12 protein-coding genes, 1 tRNA gene and 1 other RNA gene are annotated in these 17,681 nt (G+C 62.2%); 4 read left to right on the top strand and 10 right to left on the bottom strand.

The genetic code is table 11. The features are described 5' to 3' along the window. Positions 1 to 227: 227 nt before the first annotated feature. A complete protein-coding gene (locus ACT3UA_RS16815) occupies positions 228 to 1,643 on the bottom strand; it encodes a CitMHS family transporter (protein ID WP_444617506.1) in 1,416 nt (471 codons plus the stop codon). Positions 1,644 to 1,812: 169 nt separating this feature from the next. Here ACT3UA_RS16815 and ACT3UA_RS16820 point away from each other — a divergent pair, with 169 nt between their 5' ends. The 3 genes from ACT3UA_RS16820 to ACT3UA_RS16830 all read left to right on the top strand — a co-directional run bounded on the left by ACT3UA_RS16820 (position 1,813) and on the right by ACT3UA_RS16830 (position 5,888). After that, on the top strand, positions 1,813 to 3,477 hold the full coding sequence (locus ACT3UA_RS16820; RefSeq protein WP_444617508.1) for a sensor histidine kinase: 1,665 nt from the start codon (positions 1,813 to 1,815) through the stop codon (positions 3,475 to 3,477). 14 nt (positions 3,478 to 3,491) lie between these two features. Then, positions 3,492 to 4,163, top strand: coding sequence for a response regulator (locus ACT3UA_RS16825; protein ID WP_096286013.1), 672 nt, complete (start codon positions 3,492 to 3,494; stop codon positions 4,161 to 4,163). A 117-nt stretch (positions 4,164 to 4,280) separates the two neighbouring features. Continuing rightward, the gene (locus ACT3UA_RS16830; RefSeq protein ID WP_444617510.1) at positions 4,281 to 5,888 is read left to right on the top strand and encodes an alkaline phosphatase D family protein; all 1,608 of its coding nucleotides are present in this window, start codon (positions 4,281 to 4,283) and stop codon (positions 5,886 to 5,888) included. A gap of 75 nt (positions 5,889 to 5,963) precedes the next feature. Here the strand turns inward: ACT3UA_RS16830 and ACT3UA_RS16835 are convergent, their stop codons facing one another. From ACT3UA_RS16835 to ACT3UA_RS16875, 9 genes are all read right to left on the bottom strand, one after another. After that, a complete protein-coding gene (locus ACT3UA_RS16835; protein ID WP_096285600.1) occupies positions 5,964 to 7,250 on the bottom strand; it encodes an aspartate kinase in 1,287 nt (428 codons plus the stop codon). Between the two features lie 172 nt (positions 7,251 to 7,422). Beyond that, positions 7,423 to 7,974, bottom strand: a complete 552-nt coding sequence (locus tag ACT3UA_RS16840; protein WP_096285598.1) for a hypothetical protein — start codon at positions 7,972 to 7,974, stop codon at positions 7,423 to 7,425. A gap of 149 nt (positions 7,975 to 8,123) precedes the next feature. Next, entirely contained in the window at positions 8,124 to 8,594 is a 471-nt protein-coding gene (locus ACT3UA_RS16845) for a MarR family winged helix-turn-helix transcriptional regulator (protein ID WP_096285595.1), read from the bottom strand. A 5-nt stretch (positions 8,595 to 8,599) separates the two neighbouring features. After that, positions 8,600 to 10,207, bottom strand: coding sequence for a DHA2 family efflux MFS transporter permease subunit (locus ACT3UA_RS16850; RefSeq protein WP_255248410.1), 1,608 nt, complete (start codon positions 10,205 to 10,207; stop codon positions 8,600 to 8,602). Positions 10,208 to 10,364: 157 nt separating this feature from the next. Beyond that, positions 10,365 to 10,982 (bottom strand): recombination mediator RecR, encoded by a 618-nt coding sequence (recR, locus tag ACT3UA_RS16855; RefSeq protein WP_096285593.1) that lies wholly within the window; start codon positions 10,980 to 10,982, stop codon positions 10,365 to 10,367. A 115-nt stretch (positions 10,983 to 11,097) separates the two neighbouring features. After that, positions 11,098 to 14,661 carry a DNA polymerase III subunit gamma and tau gene (locus ACT3UA_RS16860; RefSeq protein WP_444617514.1) on the bottom strand — a complete coding sequence of 1,188 codons (3,564 nt, stop codon included), beginning with the start codon at positions 14,659 to 14,661 and terminating at the stop codon, positions 11,098 to 11,100. Between the two features lie 9 nt (positions 14,662 to 14,670). Then, the gene (gluQRS, locus tag ACT3UA_RS16865; RefSeq protein WP_096285589.1) at positions 14,671 to 15,591 is read right to left on the bottom strand and encodes a tRNA glutamyl-Q(34) synthetase GluQRS; all 921 of its coding nucleotides are present in this window, start codon (positions 15,589 to 15,591) and stop codon (positions 14,671 to 14,673) included. 27 nt (positions 15,592 to 15,618) lie between these two features. Then, an RNA gene (ffs, locus tag ACT3UA_RS16870) (signal recognition particle sRNA small type) lies at positions 15,619 to 15,715 on the bottom strand. Positions 15,716 to 15,803: 88 nt separating this feature from the next. Further along, positions 15,804 to 17,327: an HNH endonuclease signature motif containing protein gene (locus tag ACT3UA_RS16875; RefSeq protein WP_096285587.1), complete on the bottom strand. Its 1,524-nt coding sequence runs from the start codon at positions 17,325 to 17,327 to the stop codon at positions 15,804 to 15,806. A 187-nt stretch (positions 17,328 to 17,514) separates the two neighbouring features. Between ACT3UA_RS16875 and ACT3UA_RS16880 the strand changes: the two genes are divergently transcribed. Further along, positions 17,515 to 17,602 (top strand) — tRNA-Ser (locus ACT3UA_RS16880). The last annotated feature ends 79 nt before the right edge of the window (positions 17,603 to 17,681 follow it).

Here is a 17,681-nt window from a genome sequence, read left to right on the forward strand (position 1 = left end):
GGAACGGCAAGAGCTGACGAAGTGCATGAGCAGCGCGCGACGGTATCGATGTCTTTCTGAGCGCGGCGGCATATCGTGGTGTTTGGCTTCATGCAACTTGCCGTGAGGGCTGTCAGCGCATAGCTCGGGATCAATTCGACTGCTTAAACACCAAGCTCCGCGGTACTCGGTAAAAATGCCGAGTACCGCGGAGCTTAGCTGACGACGGACCAATAGGCCCTTGGGGTTTAGCCCATGTGGATTGCGCCGAAGAGCACGCCCGAAGCGAGCATGACCAGGCTGACCACGGCCGCACGCCACAGCACCTTCTTGTGGTGATCGCCCAGATCCACACGAGAGAGCGAGACCAGCAAGAGGATTGCCGGGACGAGCGGAGATTGCATGTGCACCGGCTGTCCGGTGATGGAGGCGCGAGCCATATCCACCGCAGGAACGCCGAAGTGCGCGCCGGCCTCGGTGAGGACCGGAAGAATGCCGAAGTAGAAGGCGTCGTTGCTCATCAGGAAGGTGGCCGGAATCGAAATCAAGCCGGTGATGACCGCCATGTACTGGCCCAGGGAGTCCGGGATGATGTTGACCAGCCAGAGGCTCATCGCGTCGACCATGCCGGTTCCGGAGAGCACGCCGGTGAGTACCGCCGCGCCGAGCACCATGGAGACCACCGCGATGATTTCGCTGGAGTGCGCGGCGATCATCTTCACCTGGTCGCTGACCTTCGGGAAGTTGGCTACCAGCGCGATGGCGGTGCCGACCATGAACAGGTAGGCCAGCGGCAGCACGTCGACGATGAGCAGCACCATGATGGCCACGGTGAGCGCCAGGTTGAAGTAGAACATCTTCGGGCGCAGGGTCTCGCGGTGCGGATCGAGCACGGTGCCGTCCATGGTCGCGGCTTCCGAACCGTCCCCCTTGCGGGCCACGGATTCAAGGACTGCCACCGAGGAGCCCGAAGGCGAGGTGCCGTCCTGGGGCTTGCCGCCGCCCAGGTTTCCGCCTCCGAAGCCGGTGCCCCACAGTTCGGGACGATCCTTCTGCAGCCGGCGGCGCTCGGAGAGCCCCAGCTGCCAGGCGAAGATGGCAATCACGATCAGCGCGACGCCCAGCGATGGGAGCATCGGCACGAAGATGTCTGCCGCGTCCACGCCCAAGGCGGCCGCGGCGCGAGCGGTTGGACCGCCCCACGGCACGATGTTCAGCGTGCCGTTGGTCAGCCCGGCCACACAGGTCAACACGACCGGGCTCATGCCCAGGCGCTGGTAGATGGGCAGCAGGGCGGCGGTGACCACGATGAAGGTGGTGGAGCCGTCGCCATCCAGCGAGATGATGGCGGTCAGCAGCGCGGTGCCGATGACGACCTTCGCCGGGTCGTTGCCCACGAGCTTCTGGATTCCCGAAACCAGCCGGTCGAACAGGCCCACGTCGATCATGATGCCGAAGTACATGATGGCGAACATGAGCAGGGCGGCGGTGCCCGACATTGACTTGATCGCGTCCATGATCATCTCGCCGAGGCCAAAGCCGGCGCCGGTGAACAGGCCGAAGATGGTGGGAACGAGGATGAGCGCCAAGAGCGGCGTCATTTTTTTGGTCATAATCAGCGCCATGAAGGTGATGATCATGAGGAATCCGAGAGCAACTAGCATTGCGCCGACCTCCTGAAGTGTGTGGCAAGTGATGATGCCAGCAGGGGTGCGGGCACTTATCCAAGTTACGTGGCGGCGCTCACGTATCCGGGGTTGTTCGTTTTCTGATCCCTTTAGGTTTTTGCAATCTTTTTGCTCATTAAAATCACGGACGGTTTATGCTGGACAGATGCCGCATTCCACAGCCACCTTGCACTTTGCCTCGCGGATCATGCGTCCGCAGTTCGTGGTGCTCGGCGTGCTTTTCGCGCTGGTGACAACCGCGACCCTGCTGGTGAGCTACAACAGGGTCTTCGACCAGGGCGAAGACACCTCCCTGGGGATTGCGCGTTCGGTCGCCGCCTTGCCGGAGGTGGTGCGCGAGGTGACGGACTATGCGCAGCAAGATGAGCTGGATCTCGAAGAGCTGCGCAACGGAAGGCTGCAAGAACTGGCTGAGGCCGTGCGTGAAGGAAGCCAGGCGACCTTTGTGGTGATCACCGAGGACCGCGGCCTGCGACTGAGCCACCCGAACCCGGACGAGCTGGGAAAGCTGGTCTCCACCGATCCGGTGGCGTTAAGCGGCGTGGAAGACATTGCCCGCGAGCATGGCACTCTCGGGGAATCGGTGCGCGCCAAGGTGCCCATCCGGTCCGTCGACGGACGGGTTATCGGCGAGGTGTCGGTGGGCGTGGCCACCGAGTCGCTGACCGGTGCACTGGTTGCCTCCTTCGGCTGGATCGTGCTGTTCGCGGTGCTTGCCGCGCTGCTGGCAACCCTGGCCGGACGCTTCACCGTGCGCACCCTCAAGCGCCAGACCCTGGGGTTGGAGCCCGCGGAAATCGCTCAACTAGTGCGTGATCAGCAAGCGGTGCTGTACGGGGTGAGCGAGGGCGTGATCGGACTGGGGACGGACGGCACGGTGACCGTGCGCAATAAGGCCGCACGCCAATTGCTTGGACTGCCGCACCGCACCGAGCTGGCGGACATCATCGGCCGGCACTACGAGTCGGCAGATCTCGACCCGCGTTTGGTGAAGGCAATTAAAGACCATGAACCGGCTCCTATCAGGCTGGAAGCCAACTCGAATGCGATCGTTGCCCGCGTCTCGGATGTGGTGCGCGACGGGGTGGATCTTGGCCAGGTTGTCTTGCTCCACGACGTCAGCACCGTCGAAGCGCTCGGCACCAAACTGGATGCCGTGCAGGATATGGCCGACGCGCTGCGCGCCCAGCGCCACGAGTTCGCCAACCGGATGCACGCGGTCCTCGGACTGATTACCTTGGGCAAAACCGATCAGGCCGAGGAGTATCTGCGTGAAGTGATGGATGCCGGCCCGGTCATTGCACCGGTCGGTGGCCTGGAATTGGTCAAAGACGCTTACCTTTCCGCATTCCTTTCGGCCAAGGGGGTGCGCGCCCACGAGCTGGGCATCGAGCTGCGGGTCTCTGCGCAATCCATGCTCTTCGAACAGATCGCCTCGGCCAGCGACGCCCAGGACGTCACCGCGGTGCTGGGCAACCTGTTGGACAACGCCTTCACCGCGAGCCTGTGCGGAAGCAAGGATCCGTGGGTTGAGGTGGATCTGCTCTCCGAGGGGAGCACTTTGCATCTTGCGGTCGCCGATTCGGGGCCGGGGATCAGCACCGAGGAAGATATCTTCGCCCCGGGAGTGAGCACCGGGTCCTCGCTCGGGGAGGGGCACGGCTCCGGTGTGGGGCTGCCGCTGATTCGCCGGTTGGCCCGTTCGCGCAGCGGTGACGTGTGGATTGCCGACGCCGGCGGGGAGCAAGGCGGGGCCGTGATCGCCGCCCGGCTGCCAGCGGTACTGAGTGAACCGAGGAACTTCTCATGAACAAGGGAGCGAAAATGACACAGAATGCCGTGGGGGACTACCGGGTATTGATCGTTGACGATGACTTTCGCGTCGGGCAATTGCACGCGGACATGGTCAATGAGATCCCCGGATTCCAAGCCCTGGAACCGGTGCAAGACCCACGCACCGTACCCAAACTTGTCGCGTCACTGCAACCGGATCTGGTGCTGTTGGACCTCTATCTGCCGCATGTCAGCGGCATCGAATTGCTGCGTGAAATCGAAGTCGACTCGATCATGATTTCTGCCGCCACCGAACCGGCCAATGTTGCCGCGGCTCTTCAAGCTGGCGCCCTGGCTTTCATTATCAAGCCCTTCGGAGCCAAGACGCTCGCGGCAAAGCTCAAGGGGTGGGCTCGGTACCGCCGGCAGTTGGCGGCGGCAACCGACCTCGACCAGCAAAGCGTGGATCGGCTGTATCGGACCTTGCAGGGGATCGATGATGCGCCAGCTGCCGCTAATGCGGCGCCCACCGAGCAGGCGGTCATGGCCTGCGTCAAAGCTTCCAGCGAACCGCTGAGCGTGGCCGAGGTTGCCGAAGCCGTGGGTGTCGCACGGGCGACTGCCCAACGCTACCTCGCGTCGTTGGTTGCCAGCGAGATGCTTGACCTGCAGCTGGGCTATGGGACCAGGGGACGCCCCGAGCACCGCTACCTGGCGAGGTAATCGCGGAAGGGGTTCCACTGGCTCTGAGAAGATGCAGGCGGACCGTAGCGCTGTGTTTCGTGAGCTGTTCACGCAGCTGACACCATTCGGCTAACTCGCCGCGAAATACTGGTGATCATGACACAAATTTCACGGCGCAATCTGCTCACTGGCGCCTTGGGCGCCGGTGCCCTGACGCTCATTTCCCCGGCAGGCTCGGCACTGGCCGCAAATAGTCCGCGCCTGCTCCGTTCGCGGCTAGGTCTCACCAATGGCTTCTCGATGGGAGATGTCTCCACCAACAACGCGGTGCTTTGGGCTCGCGCCACCGGTGAAGGCCGGCTGCGGGCGCAACTGCGTGCCATCGACGAGGCCGGAGAGATTATTCGCGGCCGCGGGTCATTCGAACGAACCCTGCGCGGTGCGCAGGCGAACTCCGATACCGACTTCACCGCCAAGATTTCCGCATCCAACCTGCCGGCGGGCACCCGCTTCGCGGTGACCATCGGTTTCGAGGACGAGAACGGGACCCTGGGAGAAACCAACACCGGTTCCTTCCTCACCGCGCCTTCGCTCACCGGCCGCCGGAACCACAGCGCATCGATGGCGCAAAGCTTCGTCTGGTCTGGCGATACGGCAGGCCAAGGCTGGGGCATCAACGAGGAAATCGGCGGCATGCGGGCCTACGCGTCCATGCACGCGACCAAGCCTGACTTTTTCGTGCACAGCGGTGACACCATCTACGCGGACGGCCCGATCGCGGCCGAAGTTGTGGAGCCAGACGGCCAGATCTGGCGCAACCTGGTTACCGAGGAGGTCTCGAAGGTCGCCGAAACCCTGGCGGAATTCCGTGGCCGGCACCGCTATAACCACATGGATGCAAATGTTCGCGCCATGTACTCCGAGGTTCCGGTTATCGCGCAGTGGGATGACCATGAGACCCACAACAATTGGTGGGCCGGGGAGACAATCGAGGACGAGCGATACACCGTGCGGGATGTCAACACCCTCGCCGCCCGCGGTCGCCGTGCCTGGCAGGAATACCAGCCCATCGCCGATCCGCGTGCCATGCGCGGCGGCACCGGGTTCGAGCCCGCCCGGATCTACCGCAAGATCTCCCGCGGACCGGCCCTTGACCTCTTCGCCTTGGACATGCGCAGCCACAAGTCGGAGAATACCGCCGGACTGGAATCCGAAGAGACCACGACCCTCGGCGAGGAACAGCTGAACTGGCTCGTTGAGGGCCTGCAGAAGTCGAAGGCCACCTGGAAGGTGATCCTCAACGACCTGCCGCTGGGCGTCATCGTTCCGGACGGCAAGGCTCAGGAATCGATCGCCAATGCCGAGCACGGCGCACCGCTGGGCCGCGAGCTGGAGCTGGCCAGGCTGCTCAAAGCGATCAAGGACCGCGGTGTGAAAAACGTGGTCTTCTTGACCGCGGACGTGCACTACTGCGCGGCCCACCACTATTCCCCGGAACGCGCCGCCTTCGGCGACTTCAACGAGTTCTGGGAATTCGTGGCCGGTCCGGTCAACGCAGGATCCTTCGGCCCGAACAAGATGGACGGGACCTTCGGACCCAAGGTGGAATTCGCGCTCGCCGGCACCACCAACCAGTCGCCGCGCGACGGCAAGGGCCAGTTCTTCGGCCATGTCGACCTCGATGAGTCCGAGCGATTCACCGTGTCGCTGCGCAATGGCCTCGGCGAGACCGTCTACGCCAAGACCTTGGAACCGGCGCGCTAATCCGCCACCGTAACTGCTGCATTAAAAAGGGGCGGCGCAGATCTTCAAGATCTGCGCCGCCCCTTTCGCTGGTATTTAGCGTCCGGTACCGCCGTACACGGTGGCTTCCACGTCGGTGTCCAGATCGAAAGCCGTGTGGATGGCGCGGACCGCGTCATTGAGCTTGTCCGCGTCGGTTACCACCGAGATGCGGATCTCCGAGGTGGAGATCATGTCCACGTTGACCCCGGCCTGGTGCAGCGCCTCGAAGAAGGTGAAGGAAACTCCTGGGTTCGAGCGCATGCCCGCACCGATGAGCGAGAGCTTGCCGACCTCGTCGTTGTGCTCGATATCCTCGAAGCCGATTTCGCCGCGGGAGGTTTCCAGCGCCGCGAGAACTCGTTTGGTCTCGGTCATCGGCAGGGTGAATGAGATATCGGTGGAGCCGGTGCCGCGAGTCGAGATGTTCTGCACGATCATGTCGATATTGGCCTGCGCGGCCGCGATAACCCCGAAAATCTGTGCTGCCTTGCCCGGGATGTCAGGCACGCCAATGATGGTGACCTTGGCTTCCGAGTGGTCGTGGGCAACACCGGAGATGATTGGCTGTTCCAAGGGTTCTCCCTCTTGAATCTTGATCTTGTCGTTGGGGTCCGGGAGCACCCAGGTGCCCTCGTTGGTGCTGAATGAGGAGCGCACGTGCAGCGGCACGCCGAAACGGCGGGCGTACTCCACGCAGCGCAGGTGCAGGATTTTGGAGCCGCTGGCCGCCATCTCCAGCATTTCCTCGCTGGAAATCTCGTCGATCTTCTTCGCGGCACCGACCACGCGAGGATCGGCGGTGTAGATGCCGTCAACGTCGGTGTAGATCTCGCAGACATCGGCGCCGAGGGCTGCCGCAAGGGCCACCGCGGTGGTGTCCGAGCCGCCGCGGCCCATGGTCGTGATGTTCTTCGATTCCTTGCTCATGCCCTGGAAGCCGGCGACGATCGCGATGAAGCCGCGGTCGATGGCGCGGCGGATACGCTGCGGAGAAACTTCCATAATGCGTGCCATGCCGTGGGTTGAGTCGGTGATCAGCCCTGCCTGCGATCCGGTGAAAGATACCGCGCTCTCGCCGAACTGGTCGATGGCCATGGCCAGCAGCGACATGGAGATGCGTTCGCCGGCCGAAAGGAGCATGTCCATTTCGCGAGCGGGGGCGTCCTCGGTGAGCTGGGCCGCGAGGTCGAGCAGTTCGTCGGTGGAGTCGCCCATTGCGGAAACGACCACAACGACTTCATGGCCCTGCGCCTTGGTATCAATAATTCGGCGCGCGACGCGTTTGATGCCTTCGGCATCGGATACGGACGAACCGCCAAATTTTTGAACTATCAGGCCCATGGGCGCACACTCCAACTGATGAAAGTTGTTGATGCGCATCGTGCTGCCAGCACAGATGCGACATATCTACCGTAGATAATTGTGTCAGTACCGCAGGTGCATCACCTAGTTGTGAAGGTAACCATTGGTCATATTGCCTAGCATTTGTTGTTTCGATGCCTGGAAATGCAGGTCATGTACGCGCTGTGGCTAAGATTTGTCGCCAAAATGACTTCCAGCCATCCAATACCTGAGGGTTGGAGAGCCGTGAATGCTCAGCGCTTACGCTTGCCTTGCCGCCCTTGAGCGAGATGTTCACGCTCACCCGGCTTCCGTCGCTGAATTCGGCCTTCCAATACCGCCACCGATCCGAACCGCTGACGGAGGCTTCCCCCACCAGCTGCGCGCCGTTGAAGTCGGTTCGCGCGCCGACGGCCTCCACCCAGCGGGCCAGGGCGCCGTCCAGATCGGCGGCCATGGTGGCCGAGACTGAGCCCTTGAAGGTGCCGTCGCTGGACTGGCCCGGGACCCGGCGGCCGATGTGCTGCTCGTAGGCGATGGCCACCGACTGCGCCCACCAGCCGGGATTGGATAGTTCGGCGGGCATCATCTCGTAGGCCAGCGAGGCGAGCGGTTTATGTGCCAGCTCGCTGGCTCCGTCCGCTTCGAGCCGGCTGACCCATTGGTCCCACCCAGTGCCGGTGGCCTTGGCGATTGCCTCGATATTGCTGCCCTTGATTGCCATGAATCGAGTGTAGCCACTGCAGCCAAGGACTAACCAGCCCCGCATGCAGCCTGGCGGTCGAAGGCGCTACCGGGTCATCAGCCGATCCGGGCGCGCAAATGGCGTGGAGCCGCGGCCTTCACCGAAGGCCGCGGCTCCACGCCAATGGTTCACAGTTCGCGCAGATCCGTGTTGAGCCTGCCGAGCAAGCCAACCAAATGGTCCAAGTCGTCGTCGGACCACAGTGTAATGCGTTCGCGCAAGCTGTCGCGCCAGGATTCCAGCCATCCGTGCCAGCGTTCCTTGGCCAGTTCGGTGGGCAGCAGGTTGGAGACGCGGCGGTCGGCTTCATCGACCTGCCTGCTGACCAGGCCGAGCTCTTCGAGCCGGGTGACCAGGCGGGAAAGGGTGGCCTTGTCCGTCATGAGGTGTTCGCAAATTTCGGACTGCGTGATGCTCTGGCATTTGAGGATCATTGCCAGCACCGGCACCGCCGCGGGCGGCAGCCTTTCATCGAGCCGGGCGGCAAGGGTGCGTCGCGACTTGGCGGTCACCGAGATCAAGGTGAACAGTTCTTGCTCGGCGGCGTCGAATAGCACCCCGCGCCGGGTCTCCGGCTGCGCTTCATCCAAGGTATCCACGGTGGCTAGGCGACGGTTTCCGCGGTGGAAGGGGCGTCGGATTCCTCGGCCAGCCGCTCGGTATTGGTCTTGGTGTTCAGGTGCTGGTTGGGCAGCAGGATCACTGCGACGACGGTGATCAGTGCGAGCGGCGCGGCCAAGGCGAACAAGCCTGCCACCCCATCGCCGTAGACCGATTCGAGAATTACCCGCACCGGTTCGGGCAGCGTGGAGATCGTCGGCAGGGAACCGGAGCTCAGTGCCGCGCCGACCTCGGCGGCCTTATCGCCCAGCGAGGCGATGGCGCGGGTCAGTTCGCCCTGGCGGTCGGCGATCATATTCGGAATGGTGACCGCGAGCATTGCGCCGAGTCCGGCGGTGCCTGCGGTACCGCCCAAGGTGCGGAAGAAGGTCACCGCTGAGGAAGCGACGCCGAGGATCTTCGGATCCACCGAGTTCTGCACCACCAGCACCATATTCTGCATGACCAGGCCGACGCCCGCGCCGAGGATGAACATGTACAGTCCCACCAGCCAGAAGGCGGTGTCATAGTGGATGGTTCCCAGCAGATACAGGCCGACAACCTGCAGCACGGCACCGGTGACCACGAAGGCCTTCCATTTGCCGTAACGCGAGATCAGTGCGCCGGCGATGGTGGAGACGACCAAGAGGCCGGCCATCATCGGGAAGGTCATCAGACCGGCCTGGGTGGCGGTGGCGCCACGGGCCATGATCATGTACTGGCTGAGGAACACCGAGGTGCCGAACATCGAGATGCCCACAGCGAGCGAGGCGATCACCGCGAAGGTGAAGGTGCGGTTCTTGAATAGCTGCAGGGAAATCAGCGGGTCTGCAACCTTGAACTCGACGAGCACGAAGACCGCCAGCAGGATGACCGAGCCGATCACCATGAGGTAACTGGTGGCCGAGTTCCATTCGAACTGGCTGCCGCCCATGGAAAGCCAGATCAGCAGCATTGCCACGCCCGAGGCGAGCAGCATGATGCCTAGGTAGTCGATCTGGACCTTGCGCTTGGCGATGGCCGGAAGGTTCAGCGTGCGCTGGATCAAGATGATTGCAACGACGGCGAAAGGCAGCGCGACGAAGAAGTTCCAGCGCCAGTTGATGGTGTCGGTGACGAAGCCGCCGATCAGCGGTCCGCCGACGGTGCCCAGCGCCATAACGGCTCCGAACAGGCCCATGTATTTGCCGCGCTCCCGCGGCGAGAGGATGTCTGCCATCACGATCTGGCTCAGCGCGCCCATGCCGCCGCCTGCCAGACCCTGGACCACACGCATGGCGATCAAGAATTCGGTGTTCTGCGCGAATCCGGCGGCCGCGGAGGCAAGCACGAACATGGCCAGAGCAATCTGCAAGAGCAGTTTGCGGTTGCCCAGGTCGGCGAGCTTTCCCCAGATCGGGGTCGAGATTGTGGTGGCAAGCAGGGTAGCGGTGACCACCCAGGTGAATGCCGTCTGGCTGCCGTTCAGGTCAGAGACGATTACCGGGAGGGAGCTGGACACCACAGTGCCTGCAAGGATTGAAACGAACATGCCCATAAGCAGACCGGTCAGCGATTGGATGATCTGCCGGTGGCTCATCTTGGGTTTTTCGACCGGTGCTACTGCGGTCATGCGGACTCCAAAAGACTCAAAGATAAAGTTGACTGATATCAACTATATGCCGATAGTTGACCATTATCAACCAATGTGGTTGAGTCCACAGACAAGAAAGCCCGGGCCATCTGGCGATGGACCGGGCAGCATGAAATATGCTCGTGTGGCAGGGTGCCTAGGCTCGTGAAGTGCTCGGTGCGATGGTGTTGCGCCGGCCTTCGAAGGCGCGGGCCAAGGTGACCTCGTCGGCGTATTCCAGGTCGCCGCCTACCGGCAGGCCAGAAGCCAGACGGGTGATCTTGATGCCCAGCGGGCTGAGCTGACGCACCAGATAGATTGCGGTGGCCTCGCCCTCCAGGTTCGGGTCGGTGGCGAGGATCAGCTCAGTGATCGAGCTGTCGCCCAGGCGGGTGACCAGCTCGCGAATGTGCAGCTGTTCCGGGCCGATCCCGGCGATCGGATTAATAGAGCCACCCAGCACGTGGTATTTGCCGTTGAAGGCGCGGGTGCGCTCGATGGCGAGCACGTCCTTGGACTCCTCGACGATGCAGATCTGGCTGGTGTCGCGGCGCTCGTCGCGGCAGATCCCGCAGGTGTCCTGCTCGGAAATGTTGAAGCAGATCTCACAGAAGCGGACCTTCTCCTTGGCCTGCTGGATGGACGCGGCAAGGCGCGTCATATCCTCGGCGTCGGCATCGAGAATGTGAAAAGCGATGCGCTGCGCCGATTTAGGACCGATGCCAGGTAGCCGACCGAGTTCGTCGATCAGTTCCTGAACAGCACCTTCGTACACCTAATGCCCACTTTCCTGATAACTCAAACGTCCATTGATCTTGCGGTGCCATAGTTGGCCTGCGGTGGTATGCCACCGTCCTACACCCTAGTGTCTCACCTAGACGGTTTGGCGGTTAGAGCCCGCGCTTAATTTCCACGATACTTCCGTTGACGTCACGTTGCTCGATGACCATGCCGCCGAGCAGCCGCTCCACCGCGGGGACGCCGATGAGTGCCGAATCCTCGACCTCGATGTCGTCTTCGCTGGGCGTGAAATCCTCCGGCTCCGGTGCCGGGGGCCGGGGTTGGGCGCGATCCGGCGTGCCCCAGTTGCTGGCGGAACTTTCCACCGGCACTGCCGGAGCGCTGTCCTTGGCCTGGCTCATCAGCTGCTGGTAGCGGCTGAGCCGCTGTCCGGCGGTCGGCATCGGAGACTCGGCAATTGGCTGCTCGGACCCTTCGCCCGGTGCGCCCCACGCGGGAGCTGACTCGGTGGCCGGCTGCACGGAAGGCTTCGGCGGTGCCACCCGAACCGGCTCAGGGGCAACCGGCGCCGGCGTTGGTGCCTCCGGCTCCGGCTCGCGGACTGCCTTGGACTCGAAGGTGTCGGTGGTGCTGCCCGGATGCAACGGGGTGGAAGAAACCGGACGCGAGATTACCGGAGCTCCCACCTCTGCCTGGCGTGCGCTGAGCCCGGCGGTCAACCGGGGACGCGGGGCCACCGGGGGGCCGTCAAAGGAGCGCGGAGCAGCGCTCCGCGGCGACGGGGCCACGGGTTCCACCACGGCCGCAGCGAGTTCCGGTGATGCGCTAGCTTCTTGCGGCTTTGCTGGTCGGGGACTTGCCGCTGGCTCTGGTGCCTGGACTGCGGGAGCCTGCGGCGCTGGGCTGCTAGGCGTGCCGTATCCGTCATCCGGGTACGGAGGCTCGTCCATATATGGCTCGTCCAGCGGAGGCGGAACATCGTCATAACTGCTGACATATCCCGAATCACCCGATGCTGATGGTTTGCTGGCCGGAGCCGGAGCCGGAGCCGGAGCCGGAGCGCTGGCTGGTTGCGGGCGCGACGGAGCGTTGGGCGCTACCCCAGCGTTCGGAGCCTGTGCGTTGGTGGCTGCTGCTGGGGAGGACGCCGGTGTTGGCCGGCGTTCACCTTTTGGGGAACCACCACCGGCGGGTGCCGATCCGCCCTCGGCAAGTACGACTTCGATCTGTTGGCCTGCCACCTGGCAGAGGATGCCTACTAATATCTGCATCATGTCCGGACGATTGCGCAGATTCACAATCGGTCCGGTATTGCTGAACGCGATCGTCAGCGTGCGGCCATCGAAACCGGCGACCGAACCATAGTTGGCGACCATGGAATGGAGCACTCGGGAACTTGACTGCAGCTGCTCCAAGACCGCCGGCCAGGCCTGCTGGAACTGCTGAACCGGTGCCCCGGCAGTGTTCGACTGCTGAACCGGTGCCCCGGCAGTGTTCGACTGCTGTATCGGCGGCGTGGATTGCTGAACCGGTTGCCGTGGCGCTTGCTGCTGGGCAGGTTGAGCTGCTTGTGCGCGTTGCTGCGCTTCGGCTTGCTCGCGTGCCGCCTTCTCCTGGGCAGCACGCTGTTCTGCGGCTTCCCGTTCTGCAGCGGCTCGTTGTTCGGCCTGCTCTCGAGCGAGCTTTTCTTGCTCGGCCAGTTCCGCAGAGGCACGTTGTTCGGCCTGCTCTCGAGCTGTCTGTTCCTCGGCGCGACGGCGTGCTTCTTGTGCTGCCTGCTCCTGGTTCTGCGCCTGCTGCTGAGACTGCGTTTGACCTTGAGCTTGTTGATCTTTCTGCGGCTGCTGCGCCTGACGAGGGGCACCCTGTGGCGGGGCTTGCGGAGGACGATTTTCTGCCGTACGACGAGTGAACTCGGCCATCGCGGCATTTTGCTTCACGTCATCGATGGAAACACCAGTACCGAAGGACAGGTCTTCCCCCGCGGCCGGATCTGGAACCAGGCTGAACGGCGCGACACCTTCCGGACGTGCTTCGGGAACACTCGGACCTGGTTGGACCGGGGTGGTGACCGGATTCAAGTCTTCCTTAGGGCCCCACGTGGCTCCCCAATCGGCCGCTTCGCCGGTGTTGAGTGAACGGGCGGCGTCCGGATCAAGCGGAGCGTTAATATCTGTATCTTCTTGCGCCACCGGAGGCTGCTGCTCGCGAGGCTGACTTGGCTGTTGCTGTTGCTGTTGCTGTTGCTGTCCCTGCGCAGGCTGTTGAGCTCGCGCTTCCGGGTGCTGCTGTTCGCGTGGCACGGGTTCCTGCTCCCGTGGCTGGAGGTTCTGTTCCTGTTGCGACTGACCTGGCTGGGCCGGCTGCGTCTCCTGCTGAGGTGCGCTGGGCTGCTCTTGGGCTGCCGGCTCGACGCCGCCATTGCGCAACTTCGCGGCGGCAAGGGCCTCGCGTACCGCGGCCGCGCCTTGGCGTGCCGCCGCGGGGGAAGGGGCAGCGCCCGAGGACTGCGTTGGCATTTCCCCCTCCGGGAGCTCTGGAAGCTCGCTGCCGGTCATCGCATGACGTTCCAGGCGATCGAGGCGTGCGGCGAAAGAGCTCGCCGAGTTTTCGGCGCCAGGCAGCATCAAACGCGCTGCCAACAGTTCCAAGTGCAAACGCGGAGAGGTCGCGCCGGTCATCTCGGTCAGCGCTTGGTTGGTCACGTCGGCCCAACGGCTCAGCTCACCGGCGCCGACCAGCGAGGCCTGCATATGCAGCGACTCCAACTGGTCCGCTGGGGTGCCACGCAGAATTTTCTCCAGGCCTTCGGGCATCGCCTTGGCGATGATCAGGTCGCGCATGCGTTCCAACAGATCTTCAACAAAACGTCGCGGATCCAAGCCGGTCTGAATGATGCGGTCGATGGCGCCAAAGAGGGAAGCGCCGTTGGCCTCGTGCAGGGAGAGGATGACTTCATCGAGCAGCGTGGAATGGGTATAGCCGAGCAAGGCAATCGCGGTCTCATAGTCCACCCCGCCTTCACGGGCGCCAGCCATCAGCTGGTCTAGCACCGAGAGGGTGTCGCGCACCGAACCGCCGCCGGCGCGAATCACCAGCGGAAGCACACTGTCGGCGACCACTACGTTTTCGCGTTCGCAGAGCGTCTTGAGGTATGCCAGCAGTGCCTCGGGCGGCACCAGGCGGAACGGATAGTGGTGGGTGCGCGAACGGATGGTGCCGATGACCTTGTCCGGCTCGGTCGTCGCAAAAATGAATTTGATATGGGGTGGTGGCTCTTCGACGATCTTCAGCAGGGCGTTGAAGCCTGCCGAGGTGACCATGTGGGCCTCGTCGATGATGAAAATCTTGTAGCGGTCGCGGGTAGGTGCGAAGGTCGCACGTTCACGCAGATCACGGGCGTCTTCGACACCACCGTGGCTGGCGGCGTCGATCTCGATGACATCCAAGGAACCGGGGCCGCCGTTGGCCAGCTCGACACAACTGGGGCAGGTTCCGCACGGGGTAGGAGTCGGACCCTGCGCGCAGTTCAGGCAACGCGCCAGAATGCGTGCGCTGGTCGTTTTGCCGCAACCGCGCGGACCGGAGAACAGGTACGCGTGGTTGACCCGGTTCTTTTCCAACGCAGTCATCAACGGGGTGGTGACATGTTCCTGCCCGATGACCTCGGCGAAAGTGTCTGGACGGTATCTGCGATAAAGCGCTGTACTCACACCGGTACCCTATCGGTTGTGCGATGCCGGAGGCATCAACTGGTCAACAATAAATTCTGGTTCTACAACCCAAGGCTCGCGGGGCAAAGCTGAAGGGTTGAAGGAGTCCAAAGCGGCCTGCAAAGACGTGCCGGGCAAGCCTAATGACTCTAACAAGTAGGCGCGGAGCTGTGTGCCATTTAGTCCTTTTTCGGAAAGGTCTTCGAGCGTAACCGCACCATCGCGTTTAGCAAGACGTTGGCCTTGAACGTTCAATGCCAACGGAACGTGGGCGTACGTAGGAATAGGCAATCCGAGCAACTGCGCCAGGTATGCCTGGCGCGGGGCGGAGGACAGCAAATCGTCACCGCGAACAACCTGGTCAATGCCGTAGGCGCCGTCATCAACGACCACCGCAAGGTTGTAAGCGGGGGAGCCGTCATTGCGCAGCAACACAAAATCATCTACCACGCCGGTGTACTGCCCGAAAAGCTCATCGTGAATGGTGAACTGGTCAACCGTGGAACGAAGGCGCAAAGCAGCCGGCCGTTCTCGGGCCCTTTCGGCACGTTCTTCGGCGGTGAGATTTCGGCAGGTGCCGGGGTAAGCACCGGGTGCCGCGTGCGGCGCGCTGGCAGCCTCAGAAATATCTTTGCGCGTGCAAAAACACTCGAAGACCAGGTCGTTTTCGCGAAGAGCTTGGATTGCTTCGAGATAAATGGGGAGGCGATCGCTTTGACGGACCACGGGAGCATCGAATACCAGGCCGATGGAAGCCAACTCCGAAAGCTGCTGCTCCTCGGCGCCGGAGCGCACGCGGTCAAGGTCTTCGATGCGCAGAAGGCATTGCCGATCGGTGGACCGGGCAAAAAGCCAAGCAAGAATTGCGGTGCGCAGGTTGCCCAGGTGGAGTTGCCCGGTCGGGCTTGGGGCGAAACGACCAACGCCCACGCGAACTCCATTCGGCTTGCTAGAAAAATCAAAGACCCCTCATGCACCTGCCAGAGCCCATCTACCCTTGCTACCTTCCGGTCCTGGGGGAGTTCAACAGGATGACACCACACGAGGGGTCACAGAAGATACTACCCGAGAGTTGGGGGTGGATGAAAATCGGTAGCCGTGCCCTTGCTCTCAATCCAACCCATGCAAGGAAGGAGGCTATGTCACCCGGCTTTCGAATCCGGCGGGTCAAACCAACCTAGGATCCGGCGAACTCGGGCGGGCAATTCCGAGGCGGGGAGCATCGGGGTTTGATTCCGTTCAAAGTCGAAGTTCTGCACGCTGGTGACGCTGCCCGGTAGCTCAACCTGCAAGATTCCGTTCGGCGAACGCCAATTGACCGAACCGTCGGCCATGTATGTGGCCTGCCAACCTAAGGCGTGCTTATACATTTGGTGCCGCTTGCACAACAGCTGCGAGTTGTCTCGGTTCGTATGTCCGCCCTTGGCCCAGTCGTCGACATGGTCGATTTCACTGGAATCCGGAAGCCTGTTGCAACCAGGGAACCTGCAGTGGTTATCCCGTAATCTCAGTAGGTCCTTGAGCGCTTTCGTTGGGCGGTACTTCTTTCGTCCTACGTCGATGACGGCACCGGACCAAGGGTCGGTGAGCACCGTCATCAGCGAAGGAGCATCCTTTGCTAGTCGCAAGGCTGCACCGAGGGCGATTGGCCCGTAGCCTTCCAGATCGGCCAGCGTTCGAGTAGGATCTGCAAGCATTTGCAAGGCGGGGATGGTCAAGGCCACCCGCGCTTTGAGCGGAGTGCCGTTCCCGGCCGGCCAGCCATCAAGCAAAGCGTCCCGGAAAATATCGGCGCGACGTTGTTGCTCGTTGCGCAGATCCTCAGGGTCATCATGTTTCGTGGCGTGCCAGTTGATGGTGTTGATGATTGCCAGGGCATCCTCGGCTGGAAGCCGTATCTGAAGCACGGCCATGCCGTCAGCCTCCGGCCACCAGATCACCGAACGCGATTCACGCCCTTTTTCATGCCTCGTTTCCGCTGGTTCTGGCAAGAAACGTTCACGCATTTTGCGAGCTCGATCCTTCACCGTGCGATCCGAACCGGTGCGAGCGATCGGCAAGAGCACTTCTTGCATCTGCTGCACGTTCTCGGACTCAAGATCCTGCGCCTGGTGAACGATCTCCGTGGCGCTCTTGGTGGTGATGGTGCCCTTGCCTAGCTCATTCAAGGTATCTGGGCAGAGGTGGCGAAGCCCCTCGGCGGTGAATAATTTGCCTTGGACTATGCGTTCGCTTTGCCGCAGTGCACCAGATGCCTCGGAAATGAATGACGAACGAACCAAAGGTTCCGCTTCGGGATCAACTCCGAAATGCTCTGCAGACTGCGCTTGCAAAGGGTCGTCGACTAAAGGGTCCTGAGTGCCGGACAAGGCGGCTTGTTTGCTAGTCAGCTCGTAGGTATCGGCCAGCAAAGCAGCTTCTGCCGCATCCAACATACTGCGTATCCGACCAAGGGTTTCCAGTTGTTTGAGCCCGGTGGCTGGTTCGATTGCCCTGCCCTGCTCATGAAGGCTCTTGATAGTTGCTGCTAGCTTCGCGAAGATCGTTTCTTGCTCAACGTGGGCAGCCCACACGCCGTCGGTACCTGGATCGGTTCTGGTGCCCGGCGGACTTATATGCAGCCGATGAGGATCATCGCCGCTATGAAATACCTCTCGTTTGTTCATGTTTTAAGTATCCAGCGCCGCGGAAAGGGGCTTTGGTGGACGCGTGCCAGATGTGGATAAACTAGATAATCCCCGAAATTTCGCCAATTTTTTGCTGAAAATACGCGTAGTTGAACCCACAACGCCCTCGATTCGTGATTGTGGAGATATTTAGATATGCTGGTACCTGCTCCACGGAGCAAACTGAGGAGGATTCGCCTAGCGGCCTATGGCGCACGCCTGGAACGCGTGTTGGGTTAACGCCCTCAGGGGTTCAAATCCCCTATCCTCCGCCAAAGAAAACCCCCGAGAAATCGGGGGTTTTCGCATTTAAGCCCGGGCTTGGGAGTAGTATCCCGACGCATAAGGTAATCG

Source organism: Glutamicibacter sp. 363 (assembly GCF_052379505.1).
Lineage (GTDB): Bacteria > Actinomycetota > Actinomycetes > Actinomycetales > Micrococcaceae > Glutamicibacter.